Source organism: Paenibacillus sp. MMO-58, from assembly GCF_037146255.1.
Taxonomy (GTDB): domain Bacteria; phylum Bacillota; class Bacilli; order Paenibacillales; family Paenibacillaceae; genus Pristimantibacillus.
On the sequence record NZ_JBBCVY010000007.1, the window covers coordinates 333,864 to 359,335 of the forward strand.

The 25,472-nt window shown below is 50.4% G+C and carries 23 protein-coding genes; 10 read left to right on the forward strand and 13 right to left on the reverse strand.

From position 1 onward, the window contains the following. Positions 1-102 precede the first annotated feature (102 nt). Entirely contained in the window at positions 103-522 is a 420-nt protein-coding gene (locus WFJ73_RS21790; RefSeq protein ID WP_336775080.1) for an NUDIX hydrolase, read from the reverse strand. Between the two features lie 95 nt (positions 523-617). On the opposite strand from WFJ73_RS21790, the gene WFJ73_RS21795 reads away from it, so the two are divergent. Both WFJ73_RS21795 and serS read left to right on the forward strand, forming a co-directional pair. Next, a complete protein-coding gene (locus WFJ73_RS21795) occupies positions 618-1,112 on the forward strand; it encodes an 8-oxo-dGTP diphosphatase (RefSeq protein ID WP_336775050.1) in 495 nt (164 codons plus the stop codon). A gap of 289 nt (positions 1,113-1,401) precedes the next feature. Beyond that, entirely contained in the window at positions 1,402-2,679 is a 1,278-nt protein-coding gene (gene serS / locus WFJ73_RS21800) for a serine--tRNA ligase (RefSeq protein WP_336775051.1), read from the forward strand. A gap of 368 nt (positions 2,680-3,047) precedes the next feature. On the opposite strand, the gene WFJ73_RS21805 is transcribed toward serS, so the two are convergent. Genes WFJ73_RS21805 through WFJ73_RS21815 form a run of 3 tightly spaced genes read right to left on the reverse strand, consistent with a single transcriptional unit; the run spans position 3,048 to position 8,323 of the window. Continuing rightward, complete coding sequence (locus WFJ73_RS21805) at positions 3,048-4,820, reverse strand: PAS domain S-box protein (protein WP_336775052.1); 1,773 nt, start codon at positions 4,818-4,820, stop codon at positions 3,048-3,050. Then, positions 4,792-5,634: a CheR family methyltransferase gene (locus tag WFJ73_RS21810; RefSeq protein ID WP_336775053.1), complete on the reverse strand. Its 843-nt coding sequence runs from the start codon at positions 5,632-5,634 to the stop codon at positions 4,792-4,794. Before WFJ73_RS21810 ends, WFJ73_RS21805 begins: the two co-directional genes overlap by 29 nt. 13 nt (positions 5,635-5,647) lie before the next feature. Further along, positions 5,648-8,323 carry an ATP-binding protein gene (locus WFJ73_RS21815; RefSeq protein ID WP_336775054.1) on the reverse strand — a complete coding sequence of 892 codons (2,676 nt, stop codon included), beginning with the start codon at positions 8,321-8,323 and terminating at the stop codon, positions 5,648-5,650. 238 nt (positions 8,324-8,561) lie between these two features. Here WFJ73_RS21815 and WFJ73_RS21820 point away from each other — a divergent pair, with 238 nt between their 5' ends. Together WFJ73_RS21820 and WFJ73_RS21825 are read left to right on the forward strand one after the other, a co-directional pair. Then, a complete protein-coding gene (locus WFJ73_RS21820; protein WP_336775055.1) occupies positions 8,562-10,037 on the forward strand; it encodes a circularly permuted type 2 ATP-grasp protein in 1,476 nt (491 codons plus the stop codon). Between the two features lie 29 nt (positions 10,038-10,066). Continuing rightward, entirely contained in the window at positions 10,067-11,029 is a 963-nt protein-coding gene (locus tag WFJ73_RS21825; RefSeq protein ID WP_336775056.1) for an alpha-E domain-containing protein, read from the forward strand. Between the two features lie 63 nt (positions 11,030-11,092). On the opposite strand, the gene WFJ73_RS21830 is transcribed toward WFJ73_RS21825, so the two are convergent. Beyond that, positions 11,093-12,415, reverse strand: a complete 1,323-nt coding sequence (locus tag WFJ73_RS21830) for an alpha-L-fucosidase (protein ID WP_336775057.1) — start codon at positions 12,413-12,415, stop codon at positions 11,093-11,095. Positions 12,416-12,537: 122 nt separating this feature from the next. Here WFJ73_RS21830 and WFJ73_RS21835 point away from each other — a divergent pair, with 122 nt between their 5' ends. The 3 genes from WFJ73_RS21835 to WFJ73_RS21845 all read left to right on the forward strand — a co-directional run bounded on the left by WFJ73_RS21835 (position 12,538) and on the right by WFJ73_RS21845 (position 15,057). Next, entirely contained in the window at positions 12,538-13,416 is an 879-nt protein-coding gene (locus tag WFJ73_RS21835) for a helix-turn-helix transcriptional regulator (RefSeq protein WP_336775058.1), read from the forward strand. 92 nt (positions 13,417-13,508) lie between these two features. Continuing rightward, positions 13,509-13,973, forward strand: a complete 465-nt coding sequence (locus WFJ73_RS21840) for an SgcJ/EcaC family oxidoreductase (RefSeq protein WP_336775059.1) — start codon at positions 13,509-13,511, stop codon at positions 13,971-13,973. A gap of 178 nt (positions 13,974-14,151) precedes the next feature. After that, complete coding sequence (locus WFJ73_RS21845) at positions 14,152-15,057, forward strand: phosphotransferase (RefSeq protein WP_336775060.1); 906 nt, start codon at positions 14,152-14,154, stop codon at positions 15,055-15,057. 57 nt (positions 15,058-15,114) lie between these two features. Here the strand turns inward: WFJ73_RS21845 and WFJ73_RS21850 are convergent, their stop codons facing one another. From WFJ73_RS21850 to WFJ73_RS21860, 3 genes are all read right to left on the reverse strand, one after another. After that, positions 15,115-16,689 (reverse strand): malate:quinone oxidoreductase, encoded by a 1,575-nt coding sequence (locus tag WFJ73_RS21850; protein WP_336775061.1) that lies wholly within the window; start codon positions 16,687-16,689, stop codon positions 15,115-15,117. Positions 16,690-16,900: 211 nt separating this feature from the next. Then, positions 16,901-17,296 (reverse strand): hypothetical protein, encoded by a 396-nt coding sequence (locus tag WFJ73_RS21855; protein ID WP_336775062.1) that lies wholly within the window; start codon positions 17,294-17,296, stop codon positions 16,901-16,903. Positions 17,297-17,361: 65 nt separating this feature from the next. Next, entirely contained in the window at positions 17,362-17,709 is a 348-nt protein-coding gene (locus WFJ73_RS21860; protein WP_336775063.1) for a winged helix-turn-helix transcriptional regulator, read from the reverse strand. A gap of 142 nt (positions 17,710-17,851) precedes the next feature. Here WFJ73_RS21860 and WFJ73_RS21865 point away from each other — a divergent pair, with 142 nt between their 5' ends. Together WFJ73_RS21865 and WFJ73_RS21870 are read left to right on the forward strand one after the other, a co-directional pair. Next, entirely contained in the window at positions 17,852-18,493 is a 642-nt protein-coding gene (locus WFJ73_RS21865) for an NAD(P)-dependent oxidoreductase (RefSeq protein WP_336775081.1), read from the forward strand. A 299-nt stretch (positions 18,494-18,792) separates the two neighbouring features. Then, complete coding sequence (locus WFJ73_RS21870) at positions 18,793-19,155, forward strand: hypothetical protein (protein ID WP_336775064.1); 363 nt, start codon at positions 18,793-18,795, stop codon at positions 19,153-19,155. Here the strand turns inward: WFJ73_RS21870 and WFJ73_RS21875 are convergent. From WFJ73_RS21875 to WFJ73_RS21890, 4 genes are all read right to left on the reverse strand, one after another. Then, the gene (locus WFJ73_RS21875; protein WP_336775065.1) at positions 19,137-19,940 is read right to left on the reverse strand and encodes a GNAT family N-acetyltransferase; all 804 of its coding nucleotides are present in this window, start codon (positions 19,938-19,940) and stop codon (positions 19,137-19,139) included. The genes WFJ73_RS21870 and WFJ73_RS21875 overlap by 19 nt on opposite strands. Positions 19,941-19,944: 4 nt before the next feature. After that, positions 19,945-20,319: a YciI family protein gene (locus tag WFJ73_RS21880; RefSeq protein ID WP_336775066.1), complete on the reverse strand. Its 375-nt coding sequence runs from the start codon at positions 20,317-20,319 to the stop codon at positions 19,945-19,947. A 225-nt stretch (positions 20,320-20,544) separates the two neighbouring features. Then, positions 20,545-21,849 carry a polysaccharide deacetylase family protein gene (locus WFJ73_RS21885; RefSeq protein ID WP_336775067.1) on the reverse strand — a complete coding sequence of 435 codons (1,305 nt, stop codon included), beginning with the start codon at positions 21,847-21,849 and terminating at the stop codon, positions 20,545-20,547. Positions 21,850-21,878: 29 nt separating this feature from the next. Then, entirely contained in the window at positions 21,879-22,595 is a 717-nt protein-coding gene (locus WFJ73_RS21890) for a hypothetical protein (protein ID WP_336775068.1), read from the reverse strand. A gap of 222 nt (positions 22,596-22,817) precedes the next feature. Between WFJ73_RS21890 and WFJ73_RS21895 the strand changes: the two genes are divergently transcribed. Then, complete coding sequence (locus tag WFJ73_RS21895; protein ID WP_336775069.1) at positions 22,818-25,295, forward strand: DUF11 domain-containing protein; 2,478 nt, start codon at positions 22,818-22,820, stop codon at positions 25,293-25,295. 106 nt (positions 25,296-25,401) lie between these two features. On the opposite strand, the gene WFJ73_RS33435 is transcribed toward WFJ73_RS21895, so the two are convergent. Continuing rightward, positions 25,402-25,472, reverse strand: a 71-nt coding sequence (locus tag WFJ73_RS33435; protein ID WP_442955964.1) for an IS3 family transposase, incomplete at its 5' end; no start/stop codon positions are given.

Sequence of the window (25,472 nt, forward strand, 5' to 3'; positions counted from 1 at the left end):
TTGATAATAACAATTTGTTACTAACAAATATAGCAGAGCGGATTCCTGTCCGGCAAGGGCAAACTTATTTATAACTAAAATAGGAGTACCGCAGAGGCACTCCTATTCCCCCAATATTTTATCCCTGTACAAATTGACCTGCTCGATCATGTGCCCGATATTCCCTTCGCCTGCGTAGAGGGTCATATCGAAGAAGTTGCAATCGAGGTCAGACCAGTACAGCTCATTCTCGTCGCCGGCGACGGCAACGTCGTCCCGCTTCAACCGCCCGGCGTATACTTCCACGTAACAGTTCTGCAAGTAATACTTAAAATCCATAACGGGAACGAGGGAGATATCCCCTTGCGTAATACCGGTTTCTTCGGCTAGTTCCCGGTATGCAGCGTCTAACCCGGTCTCGCCTGGCTCGATCTTCCCGCCAACCAGATTGCTTAATCCTTTGTAGGGATCCTTCAGACGCCTGCACATTAAGAGCTTGTCCATATCCCTGCTGTATACCATGAGAACATTATATCCCTGCATCATGATGCATCCTCCTTCAGTAATAGTGGCGAGAAAACCTCTATGGTACAATAAATCTATCAATTCTAGTCCAATAGAATAGGCGGCGGCACGGTATGTCCATTACCTATAAAATGTATACGATGTGTATGGTTCAAGATAAGGATAAGGTACTTTTAATCAATAGGCCAGACAAAAAGGGTTTTCCCGGCTATATCGCCCCGGGCGGTAAAGTGGACTTCCCGGAAAGCCTCGTGAATGGCGCCATCCGCGAAGTGCGGGAAGAAACCGGCTTGCTCGTAAAGGACATTATCTATAAAGGCCTCGAGGAATTTTGCGATCCCACCACGAACCTGAGACACATGGTCTTCAACTACCTGGCGACTTCGTTTGAAGGCACGCTGCTCGAGAACCCGCCCGAAGGCGAGCTGCTCTGGGTGAACAAGGATGACGCCCTAAAGCTTCCGATGCAAAGCTGGTTTGCGCGCCGGTTCCCGCTTTTCTTCCGGGAGGGGACGTTTGAACTGAGCTACGTGTGGGATGAGAAGGTAAGAGAAACGTTGGATAAAACCGAGCGCTTCTACTCTCTTGCCCCTGTTCAGCAGCATTAACCCGTAGCTTTTTAAATTCGCACTTGAATAAAAATAGCAGCATAAGCTATACTAGTAAAAATTCAAACGAAATTATGCCGATGAAGAGAATCCAACTCGGAGGCGTTCTCGTCAAGGGGAATTACCGTTCTCCCTAAGTTAACCGGACCCGCCCGTTACCGCGGAACTAAGTGGATTAAACTTCCTGTTTAATCAATTTGGGTGGCACCGCGAGAATACAAGCGCTCTTCGTCCCAATCGGACGATTAGAGCGCTTTTTTGTATTCTTATTGAAGAGGAGCGAGTTGCCATGCTAGACATCAAATGGATTAGAAACAACCGGGAAGAGGTACAAACGGTCGCAGACCGTAAAGGGATCGCAATCTCCATTTCGAAGCTTGTGGAAGTGGATGATGCTCGGCGGAGACTGCAGCAGGACATTGAGGAGCTCCGCCAGGAACGGAATCAGACCATTCAGGAGATTAACCTCTCCATCTATAGCAGCGACGAGAAGGATGTGGAGCAGAAGAGGCTTCACATGAAGGAAATAAACCAACGCATCGCCGGCCTGGAAAAAGAGCATAAAACCGTTCAAGCCGAGTACAGGGACCTTATGCAAGTTGTTCCGAACATCGTATCGCCGGACACGCCGATTGGAAAGTCGGATCAGGATAATGTTGAGGTAAGAAGGGTTGGCGAGCCACCGGGCTTCGACTTTGAAATCAAGGATCATGTAAAGCTTGGCGAGCTTCACCAAATGATCAACATCCCCCGCGGGGTCAAAACGGCCGGAAGCCGCAACTACTATTTGACCGGAGCCGGAGCTGCCCTGCATCGTGCCGTACAGCAGCTTGCGCTCGATTTGCTTATCGCCAGAGGCTTCAACTTGCTGGAGGTACCGCTGATGGTGCGCAAGGAAGCTCTGTTTAATACCGGCTTCTTCCCGCTTGGGGAGGATCAGACCTACCGGATCGATGGCGGCGACAAATATCTGGTTGGCACATCGGAGGTTCCCCTTATCTCGTTCTACGATAATGAAATCGTTGATGTGAGCGATCCGATCCGACTAGCAGCCGCCTCGACCTGCTTCCGCAGCGAGGTGGGCTCGGCGGGCAAGGATGTGCATGGCTTATACCGAGTTCATCAGTTCTCGAAGGTCGAGCAGGTCATTATTTGCGAAGACAACGTCGAGGCATCGGAGCTGCTGCTGCAAGAAATTACGCAAAATGCGGAGGATCTCCTGCAGCAGCTGGAGCTTCCTTATCGCGTTATGGCGGTATGCACGGGAGATATGTCGCAAAAAACCTATAAGCAATTCGATATCGAGACATGGATGCCAAGCCGCCAAGCTTACGGCGAGACCCATTCGTCGTCGAATCTGCTCGACTTCCAGGCACGCCGCTCGAACATCCGATACCGGGATGCCCAAGGCAAGCTAAGATTCTGCCACACGCTCAACAACACGGCAGTCGCTTCGCCGCGGATCCTTATCCCTCTGCTGGAGACTCATCAGGAGGAGGATGGTTCGATTCGCATTCCGTTAGCACTTCGCAAATATATGAACGGAATAGAGCGTCTGCAACTGTGAGGTTGATCTTGCGGCTCTAGCGTTAGTCCACCATTATGCTGCTTGTAATGCAACGAACGAGTAACCTAGCTATGCTGCTCTCTCTCCCTCAGCTCCATTTTAGTCTGAGATACGTTGCATGAAATGCAGTATTTTGACCTATTCCCGCTATAGCGGGCGATTATGTTGTACAGAATGCATTATATTTCTCCGATTTGAACCCATTCACGACCATTTCTCTCTAATATCCTGCATTCCGTGTAGGATATTCCGCTTACCGAGCTAAATCGCACTATTATACTGCATTATGTACAACGTAGGCGGACTGCAACAACCTAAACAAAGAACAGACCTCTCTGCCAAGCAGGAGGTCTGTCGTTTTACCGCTATTACAAATTAAAATGCACAAAAAACGTTGTGCCTTGCTCGCTTGTCTGCACCTTGATGACGGCGTCATGCCGGGCGGCAATGCCGTAGCAGACGGATAAGCCAAGGCCGGTTCCCGTGGACTTGGTGCTGAAGAACGGCGTTCCCAGCTTCGCCAGGAACTCTTCCTTTATGCCGCTGCCTTGGTCTCTTACCTCCATAACCACCTGTTTACTGTCCGCATAGGTCCTGATTTTCATCTGGCCGCCCGAGGGCATTGCATCCAGCCCGTTCAGCACGAGATTAAGCACCAGCTGGCGGATTTCCTTCTCATCGAGTTGAATCGGCGGGCACTCTCCCAGGTCGAGGGCAATATCATGATTGCCGGTCATCGCTTTCGATTGAATGAGCGGGAATAACGTTTCGATGACCGTATTGATATGCTTCAACTTGCGGCTGGTTGGAGCCTGTGCGCCAACCGCCAAGAACTCCGTCACAATATTATGTACCCGGTCAAGCTCCTCAATCATGATATCGGTATATTCCTTCGATGGATTGTTCTTCGACAGCTGAAGGAATCCCCTTACGGTCGTCATCGGATTACGGATTTCATGGACGATACCCGCAGCCATCTCTCCCGTAATATTAAGCCGGTCCAGCCGGGTAATCTCCTTCTCCAGAAACACGCGCTCTGAAATATCCGTCACCACGCTAAGCAGGCAATCCTCTCCATGCACCTGCATTACTTCGCTGGACAGCAGCCCATGCCGCAAATCCCCTGACTTGGTCATATAACGGATCCGGACATTACGCGCCGGCTGCCATGGATTATGACGTTCTGCCCCCTTATCGTCTGAGTCTACAATATATTGCAGCAGATCTGCCGTTTGATTGAATACTTCATCCCCTTCATAGCCCATCGCTTGCAGCAGGCTTTCATTCACGTTGATATAACGCTTGTCCTTTAACGATCTTAAGGCAATCAGACATGGCGTCGTGTCAAAAATTTTGCGGAACCTTTCTTCTTCCATCATCTTTCGGTCGGTAACATCGCGGATCGAGCAAACATAGAGCTGGTGCCCCACAATACTTGCTCTTCCTATCTGAACGTCTACGGGGAATGGGATGTCCTCTTTGCGCAAAGCCGTTGTTTCGATCAGCCTTGCACCTTGACTCATCTCGGCATGAAGGAAAGAAGACAACCCCGGAACAATATCGTCGATCGAACGGCCTGCCAGCTTGTCCGGAGAGTAGCCAAACATTCGGGCTGCCGTGGCATTAAGCGTTTGCATAATACCCGCTTCGTCAACGGTTACAATAGTATCATTCGAGGTCTCGCCTATGACCTTCAACAGTTCATTCTGCAGCTTAATGTGCTCCTGATATTGGTACAGCTGAACGAAGGCTTCTATTTTCATTTTCAACGTTTCGGCATGGAACGGCTTGAAGATATAGTCGATCGCGCCAACCGAATAGCCATGCTTAACATGCTCGGCTGCCTGACTGATTGCCGTAATGAAAATAATGGGGACATGCTTCGAGCGCTCTCTCATCTTGATGAGGCTTGCCGTTTCAAACCCGTTCATCCCCGGCATCTGCACATCAAGCAAAATAACGGCAAAGTCGGTCGTCAACACATGACGGAGCGCCTCCTCGCCCGAATGAGCGGAGTACAGCCGGTAATTGGGGGAAGCCAGAATCGCCTCCAGCGCAATGAGATTTTCCGGACGGTCATCGACCATCAGAATATTCACCTTGGATTCGGCGCTATTTAACTTTGCGGTAAAGCTTCTCATTGGGCTCCATCTCCTTGTAAAAGTCTGTAAAGCTGGTAAAGGTCATGCTCTCCTTATGCCCCAGGCCAAGAAATCCGGAAGGGGACAAGCTATCGTAAAACAATTCATGCACGCGGTTCTGCAAATAGGAGTTAAAGTAGATCATAACATTACGGCAAATAATGACATGGAATTCGTTAAAGGACCCGTCTACCGCCAGATTATGCTGGGCGAACGTAATCTTCTCCCCCAGAAAGGGACGGAATTCCGCGCGGCCGCTCGTAACCGATACATATTCCTTGATCGATTTCCTGCCGCCTGACAGCGCGTAATTATGGGAATACGAGGCCAAGCGGTCGAGCGGAAAGGACTCCAGCTTAGCTTCCTTAATAACCGCCTCGTTCATATCGGTCGCATAAATTCTTGTCTTCTCCAGCAGTCCTTCCTCATGCAGCAGGATCGCCATCGAATAGGCCTCTTCTCCGGTTGAACAGCCGGCATGCCAGATGCGGATGCGGGGATAATCCTTCAGCTGGGGAACTACCTTGTCCCGGAATGTCTTGAAGAAGCTGGGGTCGCGGAACAGCTCGGTAACATTGATGGAAAAGTCATTAGCCAGCCGATTGAACGCCTGCCGGTCATGCAGCACCTTCTCCTGCAGGCCGGAAATCGTCCTCAGACGTTCCGCCCGGATCCGATTCCATACTCTTCGGCGGATCGTCGGCATCACATAGTTCCGGAAGTCCACCCCGTAATACCGATACAACGCCTCCAGCAGCAGTTCAATCTCGAGCTGCTCAAGTTCATCCATCGGTTCCTTCTCATTCGTACACATGACGCCTTACCACCTATCTGCTCAGCCAAGAATGGATGCGGGCAAACAGCTGCTCCAGCTTGACAGGCTTGCTCATATAATCGGACGCGCCCGCTTCCAGGCATTTGTCCTTATCGTCCTTCATTGCTTTGGCCGTTAAGGCAATAATCGGAAGAGCGCCGAAGCCCGGCATTTGCCGCAGCGTGCGCATAGTCTCGTAGCCATCCATTTCAGGCAGCATAATATCCATCAGGATAAGATCCACGTCCGGATGTTCCTTCAACACTTTTAAGCACGAAAGTCCATTCTCGGCAAAAAGCACTTCAACCTGCTTGCTCTCAAGGGCGATGGTAGTGGCATAAATGTTCCTCATATCGTCGTCCACAATCAATACTTTTTTGCCTACCCAGACCGCATCGTCCAAGCCGGCGTCATTGCTTTCCGACCCCTTTATTCCTTCCGGCTCCGTGAGCTCGGCGACGGCCGCGGCCGATTCCTGCTGAACGACGGATGGACCGCCCACGCTCTCGGACGCCTCTTCACACGGAAGAGTCAGCGTGAATACACTTCCTTTACCCGGCACGCTGGTTACGTGAATGGTGCCGCCCAGCAGCTGCGCCATATTGATGCTGATCGAGAGACCAAGTCCCGTGCCGCCGTACTTTCGGTTGGTCGTTCCGTCCGCCTGCTGGAAAGCCTGAAAGATCAGCTCTTGCTTCTCTTTCGGGATGCCGATACCGGTATCGATGATAGAGAAGGCGATGCTTCCTTTCGCACGCGATCCCGACTGCGTATGGTGAATATGCAGCTTTACCTCGCCCCGTTCGGTAAATTTAAAAGCGTTCGAGAGCAGGTTTTTAATAATTTGCAATAATCGTTGCTCATCCGTGTACAGCGATTGCGGCAGATCGGCATCGACTACCGTCTTAAACGAAAGCCCCTTCTGATGGGCTACGGGAAGGAACTGCTGCTCGGCAAACTCGCTGATCTCATGGAGACAAACATTACCGTGTACGAGATCGATCTTACCCGCCTCTACCTTGGCCAGATCGAGAATATCGTTAATCAACTGCAGCAGATCATTGCCGGACTGATGAATCGTGTGAGCGTACTTCACCTGATGATCGTTCAGGTTGCCCTCGGTATTGGTGGCCAGAATGTTGGACAAGATTAGCAGACTGTTCAGCGGTGTACGAAGCTCGTGAGACATATTGGCCAGAAACTCGGATTTATACTGCGAGCTGAGCGACAGCTGCCTGGCCTTCTCCTCCAGCTGGGTCTTCGTCTTCTCCAGCTCTTTTGTCTTCTGCTCGGAATTCTTGTTCTGTTCCTCCAGCTTCTCGTTAATGCCTCTCAGTTCTTCCGACTGGGTCTGCAGTTCTTCCGTCAGCACCTGCGACTCCGCGAGCAGTTGCTCAACCTGCATCCGCCCCTGCAGACTGCTTAACACGCTTCCGAGATGAGTGGATGCTTGCTGCAGCAGCGATTGCTGAATTGGAGTAAAGGTGCCGAACGACGCCAGTTCCATGACGGCGATAACCTGGCCTTCGAACTGAACCGGCATAATGAGCAGGCTTGCAGGCGACGCCTTCCCTAATCCGGATGTGATTTGAATGTAATTGTCGGGTACATTGGTCAGCAGAATGGTGCGGCTCTCCAAGGCAGCTTGTCCGACAAGCCCTTCTCCGTTCCGGAAGGAATCTACACCGATAGCCGAATGCTGGTACGCATAAGATGCCAATCTATTTAGCTGATGGCGCCGGCCCGTGCCGTCTTTCAGATAAAACACGCCATAGCTGGCATCGACCAACGGGGTAATCGCCGTAATAAACAGCTGAGCCAGAGACTCCAGGTTATTAACGCCTTGGAACCGGGTCGCCATATCGGCAACATTCGTCTCAAGCCAGCGCTGCTCCTGCTCCAGAATGGAGTACTTGTTCAGCGTAATCGCCATTTCATTAAAGGACCGGGCAATATCTCCGATCTCGTCTTGGGAACGAACTTCAATATGCGGGATATTCGAGGATGTTTTGGAATCATGATTAAAGCCGGTAATAACGCTCGTAATTTTGAAGAGATTGCTCGTGATGCGGTGTGATAGCAGGAGTCCGATAAGCAGGGTTAACACAAAGGTAATAACCGTAAGAATAGCCGTCAAGGTGTTAACGAAATCAACCATGGAGGCGTTCTTTGTCCGGTCCTCTTCCAGCAGCTGCTGCTGGTATTTCACAAACTTTTGGGAGAGCGGTCCTAACTGCTCGCCTAACGGGAGAGTGGTTGTTTTGAAATAAGCCAAGGCGGCCGCCTGATCATGACTCTTCTCCAGGCTGGCCAGCAGCTCCTCAGAGCTTCTTACAAAAGAAGCATCGATGTTCGCCAGTTCCTGAAAGGATTCCTTACCTTCCGGCCGGACGATTAGATCCTCCACCTCGCCGATAAGTCCGGTCATTGTGGTATTCGAAGTCCGCAGCTCCTCCATAAACTCGGGATCCTGCGTCAGCAGATAACCTCTTAAGCTGTTGGTCTGCTGCACGGCCAAGTACTGAATCTCCGTTGCCTTATTCAGGACGGCTACCCGCTGGTCTATGAGATTATCGAAGGAATGATTCAGTTTGTCGTTGTAAATGTACGCGGTTATGTTCACCGCGGTCACAAAAAAAGCAACGGATAAGAAGCTGATCAGCAGCTTGCTTCGAATCGTAAACCTCATGCATGCACCTCACTTTTTATTTCCTATATCTTACTATCCCAGCAAAGAAGTGAATATAGCAAAAATTAGAAGTAAACATGCAAAATCAAATTGTCACAAAATAGACACATTTAAGCAAGGGGTTTCGACATACATTCAATGACCCCCTGCTCTATACTTGCTGTGTTATCCAAATGTTAGTTAAATTCACACTCTAATAGATGGAACAAGGAATAAAAACAATGGAGGGATATTAATCATGGCCATGCTAATGATGAAGGATAACATGAACCAGCTCTTCGCTGATTACGAGCATCCGGCTTTTTACGATGAAATGTTCGAGGGGCGAGGTAAGAGCAGGCTTCACTATGGAACCATGCTGCAGCGGCTGGCCAAAATGGGGCTGGAGGAGTTACAGACGCGCGACGCTATGATGCAGAAAGAAATGGTTACGCAAGGGATTACCTTTACCTTATATAGCAATAATTCCGAGGATTCCTCCCGGGAAAGAACGATTCCTTTCGACCTGCTGCCGAGAATGATTACTTCCGAGGATTGGGCTCATCTAAGCCAAGGACTCCAGCAGCGGGTTAAAGCGTTAAACCTTTTTATACGGGATATCTATCATGAGCGCAACATCCTGTCAGACGGGCTCATTCCAAGCGACATGATTCTGAACAACCCTTATTATGTGCCGGAGATGGTTGGCGTCGATGTTCCGGGCGGCGTGTACATTCCTCTATCCGGCATCGATATTATCCGTGGTAAATCCGGCGAGTATTACGTACTCGAAGATAACCTCAGAACACCGTCCGGCCTGTCTTATGTCTATAAGAACCGAGCTTTAATGACAAGCTTGTTCCCGGAATTATTTTTCGATTATCGGATCCGCAGCATTGATCGCGGCATGAATGCCCTGCTTGGCAGTCTTCGCAGCCTGGCTCCCCATTCCAAGCCGGACCCTCTTGTCGTCCTGCTGACCCCCGGTATTTATAACTCCGCCTATTATGATCACTGCTTCCTGGCGCAGGAAATGGGCATCGAGCTAGTTCAAGGAAATGACCTTATCGTAAAAGACCGGACCGTATACATGAAGAGCCGTCAGGGACTGCGGCAAGTCGATGTCATTTACCGGCGTATCGATGACGAGTTTCTCGATCCGCAGGTATTCCGCAAAGACTCCTTGCTTGGCGTACCGGGTCTAATGGACGCTTACCTTGCCGGCAATGTCGCGCTGGCCAATGCTCCGGGAACCGGAATTGCCGACGATAAAGCGGTATATGCCTTCGTGCCGGATATGATCCGCTATTACCTTAAGGAAGAGCCCATACTGAATAACGTGCCAACCTATATCCTGACACGACCCCACGAAAGAGAATATGTCCTTTCCCGCCTCTCCGATATGGTTATTAAAGAGCGGTCTTTGTCGGGCGGGTACGGCATGCTGATTGGCCCTACGGCTACGGAAGAAGAGATTAAAGCTTTCGCGGAGAAAATCGCCCGGCATCCTGAGCGCTATATCGCTCAGCCTACGATAAAGCTGTCCTGCTGCCCTTCGCTGACTGACGGCCGCGTTGCTCCCCGGCACATCGATTTGCGTGCCTTTACGTTTATGGGCTCCGATTCGTCTTATGTGGTGCCCGGAGGCTTGACCCGCGTCGCCCTTCAGGAAGGCTCGCTTGTCGTGAATTCCTCGCAAGGCGGCGGAACGAAGGATACATGGGTGCTTGGGTAATAACACCAACTAATTATGAGGTGATTGAGATGATAAACCGCTATGCGGAATTATTGCTCCTGATCGGGCGCTGCCTGGAACGGGTAGACAATTATGCCCGGATCGTTAATATTTACTACAGCATGCGCCATGAGCTGATGGATAATGACGAGGGTTATGCCTGGGAACGGCTTGCATCAGCCGTTGGTCATTCCCACGAGCCGAACTCTCCGGCCAATGAGTGGGTTGTCCTTCATGATCTGACTTTTGACCGGACAAATCCGGACAGCATCTTCTCCAGCATTCAGCAGGTTCGAAACCATATTCGCACTCTCCGGCCTCTGCTTCCCGGGGAACTGTGGGATATTATGAACACCTTCTACTTATGGCTGAAGGAGCAGGATGTAAACAAGCTGATGCTGCAGTCTCCTTATTTGTTCTACAAGCATATTAGCGAACAGCTGGCTCTGTTTAACGGTACGTTCGATGCCACGATGGTTCGGGGGCAAAATTGGAACTTCATTCAGACCGGTAAATTTGTGGAGCGGATGAACGGCACGGTTCGGATCATCCATGCCACCTACCGGAATATGCATCAGGATGAGAAGCTGCTCAATGAGGAGCTCCGCTATAACCGCTTCCTTGTTCTGCTTAAATCCTGCGGCGGCTACGATGCCTTCCGCAAGTTTCATGCCCATCATGTACGATTGACGGAGGTAACCGAGTTTCTGCTGCTCAACGCCGAATTCCCCCGTTCGGTTCGGTTCGGCATTAATTCGCTTGCCAGCTATATTGAGAGAAATCCGCTGCTGCATCATTCCATAAAGAATTTGTCCATTCAGACCAGCGACGTGTTGTCGAGCATCCGGGCGGGCAGGCAGCGCCACGGCGAGAATATTACGGAAGAAGTATTGCTGCTCCTTCAGCAATTGCAGCTTACCGTAAGCGATCTTGGCCTGTTATTCGCCGATATCTGTTACCAGGAGGAAGCGCCGGTTACGGTAGAGGTTTGAAAGGGCTGCCAATAAGGACGGAAAGGAAATAGGAGCAGCTGTGAGAACAGCCGCTCCTTTGTTCTATTCCTCGTCGATCAGCGTAAGCTCCACAACGGTGTTCCGCTCATCCGGGAGCGGATAGGTAGCCGTCTCCGGTCTTGCGAAGTTGAAGAAGGCATCCTTCTCGAACAGATGCACATTCCACGGACGAGTGACAAATACTTCGGAGCCGTCGGACAGCAGTCTTGCCTGCTTCACTCGACCGGCCAGACCCACGAGGCCGATTGGTCCGATGCTTTCCTCGAGCAAATGCGCGTAAAGCTTATTTCCCTTGCGCGTGTACCTGCCCCACTCCGGCTTAGGAAGATCGGCTTCAACGCAGCCGTAAATGCTGTCGCCGTTTTTGCCGAGCCATTCTCCTACTTCCTCCAAAATGTCCAATGACTCGCGCGGAATCTCGCCCTTGGCGTTAGGCCCTACATTGAGGAGCAGGTTGCCGTTCTTGCTGACGCATTCGACCAGCTTGCGGATAACCGTCTTGGCTGACTTATACGTATAATCGGCCGCACTGTAGCCCCAGTTATTATTCAAAGTAATGCAGGCTTCCCACGGGATGGAGTTGCCCTCTTCATCGGTAACGCCGCTAGGCGGAATGATCTGCTCCGGAGAGGCGAAGTCTCCCGCGTACAGGTTCGGATTATTCGTATAGATCGATCCGCCCCCCTCTCCGCCCGCATCCAGACGGTTGTCGACGATGATATGCGGCTGAGTGGAACGGATCATCTCCATTAGCTCGGTTGCGCGCCAAGCTTCGCCCTTCATCTCGTCATAAGAGAAATCGAACCACATAATATCCAGCTTGCCATAACCGGTAAGCAGCTCGCGCACCTGGCCGTGCATATAGTCGAGATAGCCCGCGAACCGCTCCGGATCGCGCTTATACGCCTCATTATCGCGCATCGGATGATGACGGTCGCCGTATGCCGGATAATCCGGATGATGCCAGTCCAGCAGCGAATAGTACAGCCCTACCTTAAGCCCTTCCGCGCGGAAAGCGTCCAGAAACTCTCTGACCAGATCTCTTCCGCATGTCGTATTGGTAGACTTATATTCGGTCAGCTGGCTGTCGAACAGACAGAAGCCGTCATGATGCTTGGCAGTCAAGACCGCATATTTCATCCCTGCTGCTTTGGCCGCCTTGGCCCACTCTTTCGGATCGTAACGTTCCGGATTAAACTCGTCGAAGTAGACCTGATAATCCTCGACGCTGATCCGTTCCCCGTTCCTTATCCACTCCCCGCGCGCTGGGATAGCATACAATCCCCAATGAATAAACATGCCGAACCGGTCCTGCAGGAACCACTTGGTCCGTTCCGTACGCTGCTCTATGTTTGATTGACTCATATGACTAGATCGCCTCCAAAAGCTTAGTTTATAACCTTAGTCTAGCGGTCATTTGTGATATGATATAGGCAGCAAATTAGCTTGTATGGGGATTAGATTAACCTAATTCGAGGTGTCGCTTCATGTCGCTCAATCCTAACCACGAGTTTCTCAACGAAATGCTTCAGCACCTGCAGGTTCATCTGGAGGAAGCCTATTATACCCAATGCTCGCCGCAATGGCGCGAGCTCGATTATATCCCGTCCTACAATAAATTTTATCTGATCTGCGAAGGCGAAGGCTGGCTGAAGATCGGCGACGAGGAATACCGCCCCGTTCCCGGACAGCTCGTCCATATGCCCGCACACGTTCCGCAATCCTACTCCGCCGTCAGTGACCGTCCTTATTCAAAATATTGGTGCCACTTCACCGCGACGATGGGCGAAATGGATCTGTTTCAGTGGCTGGAGATTCCTCCTATTCTCGACATCTCTCCCGACCGTATGGATAGCTTAATGAAGCTGTTCCGGGAGCTGGTAGAGCACTATCAGAATCGCTCTTACCTGGCGAGAATACGGGAAAAAGCCATTCTGCTCGAGATTATCGCCTTGTTCCTCTCGCAGTCCGATACGCATCTGAAATTCGTGCCGGGGCGGCTTGGCGAAATCGAGAGACTGAAGCGGATTGAAGCTTTTATTGAAGCTAATCTGTCCGAAGCTCTGACGCTAGAGCAGCTAGCGAAGCATGTCCATCTTCACCCCAACTATCTTGTCCGTTATTTCAACAAGCATTTCGCGGTCTCGCCGCTCAAATATTTGAACCGCAAACGGATGCAGAAGGCCAAGTCTCTCCTTGGCACAACGGACCTTGCGATTAAGGAAATTGCCGAGCTCGTCGGCTTTCCCGATACGAACCATTTCGCCAAGGCATTCCGCAAGGAAGCCAGCTGCTCCCCGACGGAATACCGTCTGCGCGTAGGGCGCAGCTATTCAGGCCAGCTCTCTAACCCGACCAAAGTCTGAGGCAGCTTCCTTCCTATGGGCGATTATTTGGCTGCCGGATTATTTTATAATCAGTGTAAAGAGAAATGTCTGGAAGGGAAGGATGGATGCCAATGCCGGGTCAACAAGAGGATATTCAAGCCATTCATAATGTATTTCGGGCTCTGTACAGGGCATGGGACCAGGGCGACGGCAAGGCTTATAGCGAGTTTTTCACACCGGATGCCGACTACGTCACTTTTTTCGGTGAGCACCTGAAGGGACGCAGCGAGATTGACAGTGCTCATCAGGCTTTATGGGATGGCCCGCTGCGCGGATCCAAGATGATTGCGGATTTGCGGGAAATGAAGCTTCGTTTTATTGCGCCGGATGTAGCTATTGCCCAGGCAACCGGAGCCGTTCTGATGCGGTGGCAGAAGAAAGCGCCAGTAAGACGCGACTCCATTAACACCAACGTGCTGGTAAGACAAAACGGCGAATGGAAGATTGCTGCCTTCCACAACTGCCGCATCAAAAAGTTCAATTGGCTCACCAAGCTGCTGTATCAGCCTAAGAGCAATTCGTCAGCGCAGACATAAAAAGGAAGGCCATCCAAATGGATGGCCTTTGTTTGTATGAAATCATAAAAAAAGAGTCCCGATTTTTTTCAAGACCTTATTCAACATCATAGCAGACGGGAAAACATAAGTCTATATCTTTTTCCCTAAATATGTAAAAATAAGTCTCGTTAAATCCAACGATCGGGAGGAAAACATTATGATTCCAACATGCTTCTCCGCCTACTACGCATTAATTCCACTGCTTAGTGAGGTTAGACAATGGACTTTGCTTAGAAAATGGGCCTTATCCGAGGTTTATAGGGTTAGGCTTGCAACTGGGGAATCACAGATTATAAAGTGGGGCGGGAAAGAGATGTCCGGCGAGGCAAGAATATACCAACAGCTTGTCCATCCTCTACAAATCAAAGCACCAACGATCTTTCAGTATGAACAACTTCATGACAGCGGGGTAATAGTCATGGAAGATGCGGGTGAACACAATCTAGAGGAGCAGCCGCTGCCTGCTTATTTTCTTGAGGCGGCAAGAGAATTAGCGATACTGCGTTTGAAAGCAGCCGGCCACGCCGAGCGGGTACTGTCTGATGAGGTCCTGGCCGCCCACACCGTATCGAAAGAGGATTTTCTATGTCTCTTGGAGGATCTGTTACGGTCAGACAGGTTAGCAGACTCGGAATGTTTATTGAAACTAAGAGAAGTACTCCCCCATCATTTGGATAGACTCGCCCGTTCCGTACCCATCACCATCGTGCATCATGATTACTTCGCCAAAAACCTGCTGATTCAGAAAGATGGCGGCATTATGCCGATTGACTGGTCCAATAGCTATTTAAGCCCTCATCTTGGAGACTTATATTGCCTAATGAAAGAAGCGGAAGGTTTGAGCGGTCTATCTAAAAAAGACATCCTTCTTGCCTATCAGGAAGCAACGGACATAGACTCCGGGGAACTGGACTGGCAAGTAGCGATAGGCGGATTATGCTGGCTGATCAAAACTTTGAAATGGCTCGTTTATGGCGGCACGGAGATCATTCCCGGGTCACACTCATGGATACCCGATCTTATGAACGATGTCGAGAGATTAACCGAAGAAGTCTACGGGTAAAATAAAAAATCCTTCAATTGACCAAAGGGCAATTGAAGGATTTCTATATAACATGCGTTATGCCAACGCCGAGCTAGTTGCTTGTTTTTTGCCTGCGAGGCCAAGAGCCGCATTCGTTGTTGCATTGATCTGTTGGATCAGCTCAGGATTTTGCAGAAGCTTCGTTCCGTAGGACGGAATCATCTCTTTGATCTTAGGCTCCCACTCTTTGATATGCTGCGGGAAGCATTTGCCGATCACTTCGAGCATAACCGAAACGGCTGTCGATGCACCCGGCGAAGCGCCAAGAAGGGCAGCGATCGAGCCGTCAGCCGCGCTGATAACCTCCGTACCGAACTGCAGAGTGCCTTTGCCTGCATTCGTTTCTTTAATAATCTGTACGCGTTGGCCAGCCACGAGCAGCTCCCAATCTTCGCTTTTCGCGTTCGGGATGAACTCGCGCAAGGCTTCCATGCGCTGCTCTTTGGAAAGCATAAGCTGCTTGATCAGGTACGTGGTCAAGGACATATTTTTCGCGCCTGCCGCGAGCATGTTCGTTAAGTTGTGCGGTTTAACGGATGTAATAAGGTCCATGTTGGAGCCGTATTTCAGGAACTTTGGCGTGAAGCCCGCGAACGGACCAAAGAACAGCGACTCTTTGTTGTCGATAACGCGCGTATCCAGATGCGGTACGGACATTGGAGGGGCGCCAACCGGTGCTTGGCCATATACCTTCGCACGGTGCTGGGCCACCACTTCCGGCTTCTTGCAGACCATGAACAGACCGCTTACCGGGAAGCCGCCGATGCCTTTGCCTTCCTCAATGCCGGATTTCTGCAACAGGTGCAGGCTTCCGCCGCCGCCGCCGATAAAGACGAACTTCGCATTGATGCGCTCCGAGCTGCCGCTTTGCAGATTGCGCACTTTCAGTTCCCACGTGCCGTCGTTCGCACGTTTAATATCATCTACATTATGGTTATAGTTTATGTCCACGTTTTGCTGCTTCAATTGATTGAACAGAATACGTGTTAAAGAACCAAAGTTGACGTCCGTCCCGGACTCAATTCTGGTTGCGGCAATAGGCGTATTTACCTTGCGGTCTTTCATCATTAGCGGAATCCATTCTGCCAGCTTCGCAGGGTCATCGGAGAATTCCATGCCTTCAAACAATGGATTGCCGGACAATGCCGCAAAACGCTTCTTCAGGAACGTAACGTCTTTTTCCCCTTGCACAAAGCTCATATGAGGAACGGGTACAACAAAGTCCCGCGGATTACGGATCAGATTGCTGTTTACGAGATAAGACCAGAACTGCTTCGATACTTGGAACTCTTCATTGACTTTGACCGCTTTGCTAATGTCGATGGAACCGTCAGCCTTCTCCGTAGTGTAGTTCAGCTCGCATAGGGAAGAGTGTCCTGTCCCTGCGTTGTTCCATTCGTTGGAGCTTTCTTCTCCGGCCGTTGCGCGCCGCTCGAACACGGTAATTTCCCAATCCGGCTTCAGTTCCTTCAGCAAAGAACCCAAAGTCGCGCTCATAATGCCGGCACCAATCAAAATTACGTCTGTTTTCGTTTGTTTGCTCATGTTAACCGTCCTTAACCTTTCGATTTGCAGAAAGGATGTTTCACGCTCGTGAAATTTCTCACACATCTTTTCTGATCAAAAAATGAACTGCTTCTATGCTACAGGTTGATAAATAGATAAAATGTCTAGTTCTATTATACGACAGTTTGAAGCTATAATCGACGCTATTTCCACATGATTTTTTAACCATTCCCTGAACTATTCTCCACTTCCCCGGACCGGGACCGCAAGAAAAACAACAAAACCACCCCAAACTTTGGCGTGGTTTCTTAATCCTTCAGCTTATCACTTCATTTGGAATATCCCAGAGAAAGTAATGCTTCGAATAGAATCTCGTCTCTATGACAGAAGATTGTCCGTTTCGTTCAAACATCAGACCGGATCCTATTTGCTCCTTGAAATCCCAGCCATACTGCTTCAAATAGGCCTTAACCGGCGCATACCGGTCCTGTCCCGAATTGGCAGATACATATCTGCTGCCTTTATCCGTGGTATGAAACCGCATGCGATCCTTGTCCGAATACTCCAGCTTTGCTATAGCAGACAAGATGGGCACGGGGCTGCCTTCCTGCGACAATGCGCCGCCAAACCGCAAGACAATAAATCCAATCAACATGGCAGCAAGCACGCCGACGACGACCAGAACTAATTTTCCTAATCGAATGAACTGCATGTCCAGGCTCCTTCCCTCCCGCTTATATCTATTCAGACGAATAGCGTGGCAAGTAGGTTTCAGGATTATTTGCGCCGCGCCGCATACTTTTTGCCCCACACGCCCATACTCTCGAGAATCGGAAGAAACTGCTCCCCCGCTTCCGTAAGGGAGTATTCGACTTTGGGCGGTACCTCCTGGTACACCACTCTATTGACCATCTGATCCTTCTCCAGCTCTCTAAGCTGGCTGGTTAGTATCGCCTTCGAAATGCCGGGCACCAGGCGCTGGAGCTCTCCAAAACGCCGCGTCTCCCGCAAATGCCACAAAATAATGATCTTCCATTTTCCGGCTATTACATTTTGTGTTTCCGTAACGGGACAGACTTCAATCTGCTCTTCCGGAATTTCGCCTTCAAACGAACTGCGAGCCATTCCAATCCCTCGTTTCATCCATGGTATTGTTTTTATGACTATGTAATAAAATAGTGACTACTTTAAAAAATCGAACTAAAGAAATAAGATTAGTATATGCGAAATCACACAACTAATCCATAAAATTCGGAGGGAATAAATGATGAAAATCGGTATTATCGGCGCTAACGGACAGGTAGGCAGCTTGATTATGAAGGAAGCTCAAGAGAGAGGCCACGAGGTAACGGCTATCGTTAGGAACGCATCCAAAATCAGCGATTCGAATGCCAGCATTCTGGAGAAGGACATTTTTCACCTGACCGGTGCGGATCTAAAGCCTTTTGATGTGGTGGTTAATACGTTTAAAGCCCCTGAAGGCGAAGAGCATCTCTATGTAGATGCCGGAAGAGCGCTGACCGCTGCGCTGCAGGATGCACCCGGAACGAAGCTTATCGTCGTTGGCGGCGCAGGAAGCCTTTACGTCGACGAGCAAAAGACAACCAAGCTGATGGATACTCCCGAGTTCCCGGCTTTCGTCTATCCGACAGCCTCTAACGCCGGCAAACAGCTGGACGAGCTTAAGAATACCAGCTCCATTACCTGGACGTACATCAGCCCCGCTGCCTTCTTTGATCCGAAAGGAAAAAGAACCGGTGCGTATACGAAAGGTCTCGATCATGTCATCGTCAACAGCCAAGGCCAAAGCTACGTGAGTTATGCCGACTATGCCATCGCCGTATTGGACGAAATCGAGAATCCGCAGCATGCGAACGAGCGGTTTACGCTTGTTGGCGAAGCGGAATAAAGAATAAAACGAAGAAGACTCCCTATTTGCAGGGAGTCTTTTTACTTAGCTGCAAATGATCGGACGGAAATCCTCGAATGCTCCTTCTCTCCCTTCAAAAAAAATGAGAAGCACTATTTTAGCAAGCATAATCACCGTAAAATGAATAGCTATTTCCGTTTATCGGGTCTAATCCTGCCAGATTCGGTTAATTAAGCGGATTTGACGCGAATCTATCCCTGTCTTATTTTACAGCGCGCCCTATTAGGAGTAAGATTCTATTAATTTCACACGCGCAAGTAAAGAAAGGATAGTTACCCATGAACACAGACATCATTTCGGGCATTCAGCTTTATCATCTATGCAGAGACAACAGCCATTACGGGCTGCTCAGCATGTCCTGCGGTTCGGAAACCGGCTGGGGCGAATGCGTCATTACGACCGATGCTCCGCACTTTGACATCATTGCCTGGGGCGATTTTCTTTGCAAGTTAAACCGGCAGTCTCTTGCCGATGCCCGGAACACGGCTCTCCTTAACCGCCGGGTATGGGGCGATGCCAAGACCGAGCTTGTGCTGATGGCTTTGTCGGGTTTGGACAACACGGCGGCGGCTGCCAAAGAGGAAACGCCTGATTCCTCGATTCTGTTTCAGGAATCCATGAGTTATTTCTCTGTCTTGTAGGCTTCATTTTCAGCTTTTAAAGACACTTCTATATTAAGCAGTCTTGTCATCGTAACCATGCCTGCTCTCTCCAAGGTGCGCTTGGACGCCTCGTTATAATACCAGCAGCCGCAGATCGCGGTTATGCCTCGAGTCTTGCACCAATTGCGCATCTGGACGATTAACGCTGTCCCATAGCCCTGCTTCCGGTAGGCTTCATTCGTAAACATTCCGATGCTGGCCAATCCGTCAAGCAGCTTGGAGCGCTCCATAACCCCAATACCTAGCAAGTTCTTTCCTTTGCAATAAACGAACAGCCCTCCGTCATGCAGCCATTGCTCGTAATTATTTAAAAAATCCCCGCATACCTGCTGAACTAAAGGAAGATCTTGCGGTACAGCAGGACGGAATACCTCATCGCTCTCCATGCTGACCGGAATCTCCACCCCGCTGTCCTGAAAAAAGTAAGCCTGCTTGTTGATCTTAAAATCCTGATCAATAGCGAGGCTTACAAACAGCTCATCGCAGGTAGGTACAAACAAATTTTTGACGGAATGCCGTTCCAGCGCCTCAAGAAACAAGGTCTGCGCTTTCTTCAAAGAAGACTTCCGGATGTAAAATTGCGTCAGTAGCTCCCCGTTATGCAAGGCGTAATACCCAATGTCCTCCTGACCGTCTTGAATCCGATAAAAGACGGATGTAACAATATGATCCTCCAAAAAGGAATCAAACGGCGAAGACAAGCCTTTCAAATACTCCGCTACGAGTGGTTTAATCTCATCCCTTGTACATGGCTTTATAATCATCCGATCAACCTTCCCCTTTGAAATAATGAATCGGTCGGATCTCGATTCCCCATTCGAAAGGCTCTCCGTCATTTACTTGCACGGCCGGATGCAGGGACGCCACCCGTACCGCTTCTTCCATATTCTCTGCTTCTATAATAAACACGCTGCCAATCATCTCTTTCGTCTCGGTAAAAGGACCGTCCAGCACCTTCACCTTCCCGCCTGCCCGCCGCAGGCTTCTGGCTTCCGTACCGAGGCCTGCATCGATAAGAACCTGATCCGTGCCATAGAGCTCCTCAAGATGAGGCGTGCATTGACTCATGACCTCGGTGATCGTCTCCTTAGGAAGTGCATCCATTCTTTCCGCATTCAAATAACCTAAACAAAGGAATTTCATGGCGATATTCTCCTTTACCCATAGATTATGGTTAGCCGCTGGTATTGGGCCCTATAGGATCAACGAACGGCAGACCGATAAATCGACCGATGCTTAAGATTAATTTTTTCTGCGTTCCAAGGCCGAAACCTGCTGCTTCCATTCATCCGAAATATTTTTTGCAAAAAGGATAAAAAAAGCACCCAAACGGGTGCTTCGCTGCGAACCATATAAATAAAGTTATGATTACTTGAAGGCAACAAACGTCAAATCCTTGCCTTTTAAATATTTTATAATAGCGGGAAGCGCTTGTACCGTGTATTTATCTTCATGCAGGACATAGATGCCGCCAGCGGATTCGACATGATGGAAGTATGCGGTTATATCCTCCGGCGTCTTTGCATTCCAGTCCTCAGGGTCCCGGTTCCACAGTAAAGTCTTCATATTCTGCTGATCGGCCGCGGAGACGAGGTCGTCATTAACCGCACCGTACGGCGGGCGAAATAACGTAACCGGCTTATGGGTCAGCGCTTCAATCGCTTTGCTTGCTTTGGACAAGTTCTCGATTTGTTCTTGCACGGTCGATTTGGTGAGCACGCTATGATCCCAGGAATGATTGCCGATGGACATGCCATGGCCGGCTGCATAAGTGACGGCTTCTTTATGATGGGCCACATTTTGCCCGATAAACAGGAAGGTCGCGGGTACGTTCTGCTCCGTCAGGATATCAACGATATCCTTTGTCAGCTTGGACGGCCCGTCGTCAAAGGTTAAAGCCACATACTGCTTCGGCAAACCGAAAAACTTCTTGTCATCATCGATATCGATGATTTTGAAAGGCGGCTTCTCTTCAAGGGACTCGGACAGTACCGGATCCTGAGCAGTAGCAGTAACAGGCTGTTCAGCCGTTACTACAGCGGCAGCGTCCTGAGTGACTGCCTTGTCGCTCTCCGTGGATGAAGCATAGACAACCGGTATGCCGGAATCGTCGTTTGTCACCTCGGCCTTCGCCACTTGACCGCCAAGCAAACGCGCGGAGTCCACCTTGCCTCCGGTAGCGATCGAAAGTATGGCCAGCAGGCCTATCATAATAAGAATAGCGACCGCAACCTTCGGCAGACGCGAAGCGAAGCCGCTTCTAGAATCCGGCCGGTTGGGAACAGGCATCAAGATCGCTTGAACCACTTGCTCTTCTTTTGCTGGCGATACAGGCGGAAGCTCCCCTTGGCGGATTTGTTTAATCAACGCAATATAGGCTTCACTGCAAGCAAAATATAGCGGAACACGGGTACTGCCCGTCGTTCGGATAAAAGAACTATAATACGAATTGCGGTAAGGATCCCACTTGGAGTAAGGAGAGATTCGAATCCTGTCTCCATGTAATGGCCCCAGTGCTTCAAGTTCAAGAAACGTAAACTCGTCAACTTCGATTACGTAGGTTGCATACTTGTCATCTTGGGTGACGCCGATCTTCATCTGGCTAATACCGCTTGAGGTCCTCCCAAGAGACAGCAGCTCCAACACCTGCGTGCTGTATGTCTCCATCCCCATATCGTTCTTCTCCCGTTCCCGGCATGACTTTAATCGGATGAACCACCATCAATAGAGCTTGTGTTTGGCGCAAACGGAGACGTCAGCCGGTTCGTAAAGTCGTTTACAATGTTAAGAAGATGCGTCTTCTCCTGACGGAGGGCATCAAATTTCTGCTTCATCTGGGAGAGCTCGGCTTCCAGCCGCGTATTCTTCTCCTCCAGCTCGTTAATCTTCTTGTTCTTTTCCGCGGTTGTTTCGTTGTGTTTCTGCAGCAGGCCCGCATAGTTCTGGCGCTCAAGCTCGATTACGCTCTTAAGCTCTTCAATCTCTCCGGATAAAGTGGCATGAAGCTCGCGGTAGTCATCCATCATCTGATCAACCTTCAGATTCTTGTCGCTAAGCCGCTTTTCCAGATCCAGAATGCTTTTTTCCCGTTCCTCGATCACTTTTCCGAGGTTCTTCAAATCCCTGTTCAGCCGGTCAATCTGACCATTCGCATGTCCAAGCCGGTCCTGCAGGTCATTATGGCTCATTTCGACATGCTGCTTGGCTTTAATCATCTGCTCAACGGCAAACACGAGATCAAGCGACCGTTTGTCCAAATGGCCCTTATTAATGAGAACCGAGCCTGAAGACTCATCATTCTGTTCCGCTTTGGCAGGGCCTGCCGACACTTCCTCCTGAGGCTCCTCCACGTCCCTCCTTATTCCAAGATCCTCTCGCGATTGCTGCTGCTCTTTCTTCTTTTGGAAAGGAGAAAACATAGATCAACTCACCTTTTCTGAGAAAATATGTCGATTAATATCGAAAAATGTTTCCTTCATTATAGATTAATTTTCCAAGTTTATATGCGGGGCTAAAGTACCTAATTGCACTCGTGTAACTAGGCTTAAAGGAGTGGTAGCATAGGAGGATATATCGATTTTTCCGCGGTCTGCCGATCGGTCCTCCGCAATATGACACTATAGGCGACCGGAGAGCATATATTGGCTTATCTATTTATGGGGATGGGCGGTGATGACATGCCATTTATTCTTCGTTTCAGCGGCAACGATACCGGAGCGATTACCTTTACAGGCAATACCCTGGGATTGAGCAGATCCTCGACCGAAGGGGTGCCCGGCACCCGCGATTATATCGGAGCATTTATTACTGTCGATACAACCCTGCAGTTCGGGAGCTACCCGCCCGGAACAACCTCCGACTTTAATCTAGACAGTTCCATGGCAATGCTTCGATTGCCGGAAGAAAGTACGGTTCTTTACGCAGAGCTGGTGTGGGCAGGTACTTACCGGGTTAGCGGCGGGACAAACAATTATTTGCCATTTATCGACAAGTCGGTTTCCATTACAACGCCGCAGGGCACGACATTGTCCGTGGCGCCCGATCCGGCTACGGTGCAGGTATCCTACCGCAACGCGACCTACAACTATTTTCGCTCTGCCAATGTGACCTCTATCGTGCAAGCCGGAGGTGCAGGCCCCTATACCGTGGGTGGCGTTGTCGGCGATATCGATTTGGGCAACAGCACGGCCAACAACTGCGGCTGGACGCTTTGCGTCGTTTACGAAGATACGAATATGCCGTTCCGTAACCTGAGCCTTAATGTCGGCATCGTAGAGATTGCCGCCGGCAGCGATCCTTCCGTAACGACGGTCCTGACCGGATTCGCAACACCCGTCTCAGGGCCGGTTAACGGCCGCATGGCGCTTTGCGCCCAGGACGGCGATGCCAACAAGGTTGGCGATCAGGTACTGTTCGGCCCCAATGAAGCCAGCCTGACCATCTTGTTCGGTCCCAACAACTTCCCGAACAACTTTTTTGCCTCGCAAATTAACGATGACAGCGGTCAGCTGGACACCTCCGGCACCTTTGGCGACCGGAACCAGATTAACGGCGAGCCCGGAACCCAAATCGTCGGCGGCCGGCAAAGCTGGGATATTACAAACATCGATATTTCGGAGACGTTAACTAACAATCAAACAACGGCTGCCTTCCAGCTCCGGACGTCCAATGACGGCTACTCCGTCATCGCCGCGGGAATCTATATCGACATCAACTCCCCCCGGATTACGGTTGAGAAGAGCGTTAATGTCGAAACGGCGGAGTTAGGTCAAACGCTTACCTATACGGTGATCGTTAGCAACTCGGGCACGGCAGCGGCAGACGCGGTATTCCTGCTCGACAGCCTGCCGAACGATACCTCGTTTGTGCCCGGCAGCGTCACCGTTGACGGAGCGCAGGCGGAAGGCAATCCGCTGACCGGGATCAGCCTGGGCATTCTGGAGCCGGGCGGAACCATTACAGTCACTTTTCAGGCGGTAGTCGATTCTTACCCGGAGGACGGACTTATTCGGAATCAGGCTTTTGTGGAATTCCAATACGAGAGTATAACCGGCGGTCCGATCCTAGTAGGCGACATCCCATCCAACGAAGTCATTACGACGATTATCCCTCCAGAATACGAGCTAGCCCTTGTCAAATCCGTCGACCGTGAAATCGCGCTGTCGGGCGAAACGGTTCGGTATACGATAACGGTGACGAACCTGTCGAACGCTCCGCTGACGAATGTCCGTGTGACGGATCCTACTCTATCGCTGGATCAGACTATACCGCTTCTTCCGGCGGGTGAATCTCGGAGCTTTCCAATCGCATTTGTTGTTCCTGCGGGAACAAGAGGCAATACCGGCATTGTCAATATCGCCTCGGCCGTCTCCGATCAGACCGGCCCCGTCCTGGGATCGGCAACAGTACTTATTCCCGCCCTGCCGGGCCTTGCCGTGGACAAAACCGCAAATCGTTCAACCGCGGCGCCAGGCGATACAATCATCTATTCCATTAAGGTAACGAATACGGGCAATATTCCGTTAACGAATGTTCAAGTTTCGGATCCGCTGCTTGGCCTTGTGGAAACGACCGGTGTTCTGGGACCGGGTCAATCCATTACGATTCAGCGGTCTTACGTTGTCCCGCTAAACGCCGCGAACGGCAGCATTATCGCGAATGCGGTAACGGTCGTATCCGTCGAGACTCCTCCCGTAACCGATCAGGAAGAGACAACGGTTGTTCCCCCGCCCGTCGAGGTAATCAAATCCGCTTCACCCGACGAGGTGACCGTAGGGGAACAGATTGCTTACTCGGTTACAATTGTAAACCGCGGTCAGACCTCCTTGGTTGATCTGCGGCTGTCGGATATACTCAAGGAGCCTCTAGAGTTTGTGGCGGGCAGCGTCAGGGCAACCGGTCAGCGGCGTCCCGGCGTTCAGCCGGATCAGATTGCGCTTGGCACTTTGCCTCCGGGAGCTGAGATAGAAGTCACCTTTCTCGCGGTTGCCAATCAGATCAGCACGGAAGAGAGGGTCATGAACCAGGCGGTCGCCATCTTCCGAGTCGAAGTGGCAGGTCCTACCTTCCAGGTGCCGTCTAATCCCGTTGAAATCGAAGTGAAGGAAGAAGAGGAATAGCTTCTTGCCATTGTTTCACGTGAAAAAACGTAACCCTTAGCATGAAAAAAGAAGAGGCCCCCGCAATAAACTGGACCCTACGTCAAGGACACTTTGAAAAAAAGGGTTAAGCCGCCGACAAAAGATGATTCCTGTATTGAACAGGGGTCATCTTTTTTAATCCCCATTGATATCTGT

Excerpts from the sequence above, each read along its gene's own strand:
- WFJ73_RS21790 (WP_336775080.1), bottom strand. The coding sequence starts at position 522 with ATGCAGGGATATAATGTTCTCATGGTATACAGCAGGGATATGGACAAG.
- WFJ73_RS21795 (WP_336775050.1), top strand. The coding sequence starts at position 618 with ATGTCCATTACCTATAAAATGTATACGATGTGTATGGTTCAAGATAAG.
- serS (WP_336775051.1), top strand. The coding sequence starts at position 1,402 with ATGCTAGACATCAAATGGATTAGAAACAACCGGGAAGAGGTACAAACG.
- WFJ73_RS21805 (WP_336775052.1), bottom strand. The coding sequence starts at position 4,820 with ATGAGAAGCTTTACCGCAAAGTTAAATAGCGCCGAATCCAAGGTGAAT.
- WFJ73_RS21810 (WP_336775053.1), bottom strand. The coding sequence starts at position 5,634 with ATGTGTACGAATGAGAAGGAACCGATGGATGAACTTGAGCAGCTCGAG.
- WFJ73_RS21815 (WP_336775054.1), bottom strand. The coding sequence starts at position 8,323 with ATGAGGTTTACGATTCGAAGCAAGCTGCTGATCAGCTTCTTATCCGTT.
- WFJ73_RS21820 (WP_336775055.1), top strand. The coding sequence starts at position 8,562 with ATGGCCATGCTAATGATGAAGGATAACATGAACCAGCTCTTCGCTGAT.
- WFJ73_RS21825 (WP_336775056.1), top strand. The coding sequence starts at position 10,067 with ATGATAAACCGCTATGCGGAATTATTGCTCCTGATCGGGCGCTGCCTG.
- WFJ73_RS21830 (WP_336775057.1), bottom strand. The coding sequence starts at position 12,415 with ATGAGTCAATCAAACATAGAGCAGCGTACGGAACGGACCAAGTGGTTC.
- WFJ73_RS21835 (WP_336775058.1), top strand. The coding sequence starts at position 12,538 with ATGTCGCTCAATCCTAACCACGAGTTTCTCAACGAAATGCTTCAGCAC.
- WFJ73_RS21840 (WP_336775059.1), top strand. The coding sequence starts at position 13,509 with ATGCCGGGTCAACAAGAGGATATTCAAGCCATTCATAATGTATTTCGG.
- WFJ73_RS21845 (WP_336775060.1), top strand. The coding sequence starts at position 14,152 with ATGATTCCAACATGCTTCTCCGCCTACTACGCATTAATTCCACTGCTT.
- WFJ73_RS21850 (WP_336775061.1), bottom strand. The coding sequence starts at position 16,689 with ATGTGTGAGAAATTTCACGAGCGTGAAACATCCTTTCTGCAAATCGAA.
- WFJ73_RS21855 (WP_336775062.1), bottom strand. The coding sequence starts at position 17,296 with ATGCAGTTCATTCGATTAGGAAAATTAGTTCTGGTCGTCGTCGGCGTG.
- WFJ73_RS21860 (WP_336775063.1), bottom strand. The coding sequence starts at position 17,709 with ATGGCTCGCAGTTCGTTTGAAGGCGAAATTCCGGAAGAGCAGATTGAA.
- WFJ73_RS21865 (WP_336775081.1), top strand. The coding sequence starts at position 17,852 with ATGAAAATCGGTATTATCGGCGCTAACGGACAGGTAGGCAGCTTGATT.
- WFJ73_RS21870 (WP_336775064.1), top strand. The coding sequence starts at position 18,793 with ATGAACACAGACATCATTTCGGGCATTCAGCTTTATCATCTATGCAGA.
- WFJ73_RS21875 (WP_336775065.1), bottom strand. The coding sequence starts at position 19,940 with ATGATTATAAAGCCATGTACAAGGGATGAGATTAAACCACTCGTAGCG.
- WFJ73_RS21880 (WP_336775066.1), bottom strand. The coding sequence starts at position 20,319 with ATGAAATTCCTTTGTTTAGGTTATTTGAATGCGGAAAGAATGGATGCA.
- WFJ73_RS21885 (WP_336775067.1), bottom strand. The coding sequence starts at position 21,849 with ATGGGGATGGAGACATACAGCACGCAGGTGTTGGAGCTGCTGTCTCTT.
- WFJ73_RS21890 (WP_336775068.1), bottom strand. The coding sequence starts at position 22,595 with ATGTTTTCTCCTTTCCAAAAGAAGAAAGAGCAGCAGCAATCGCGAGAG.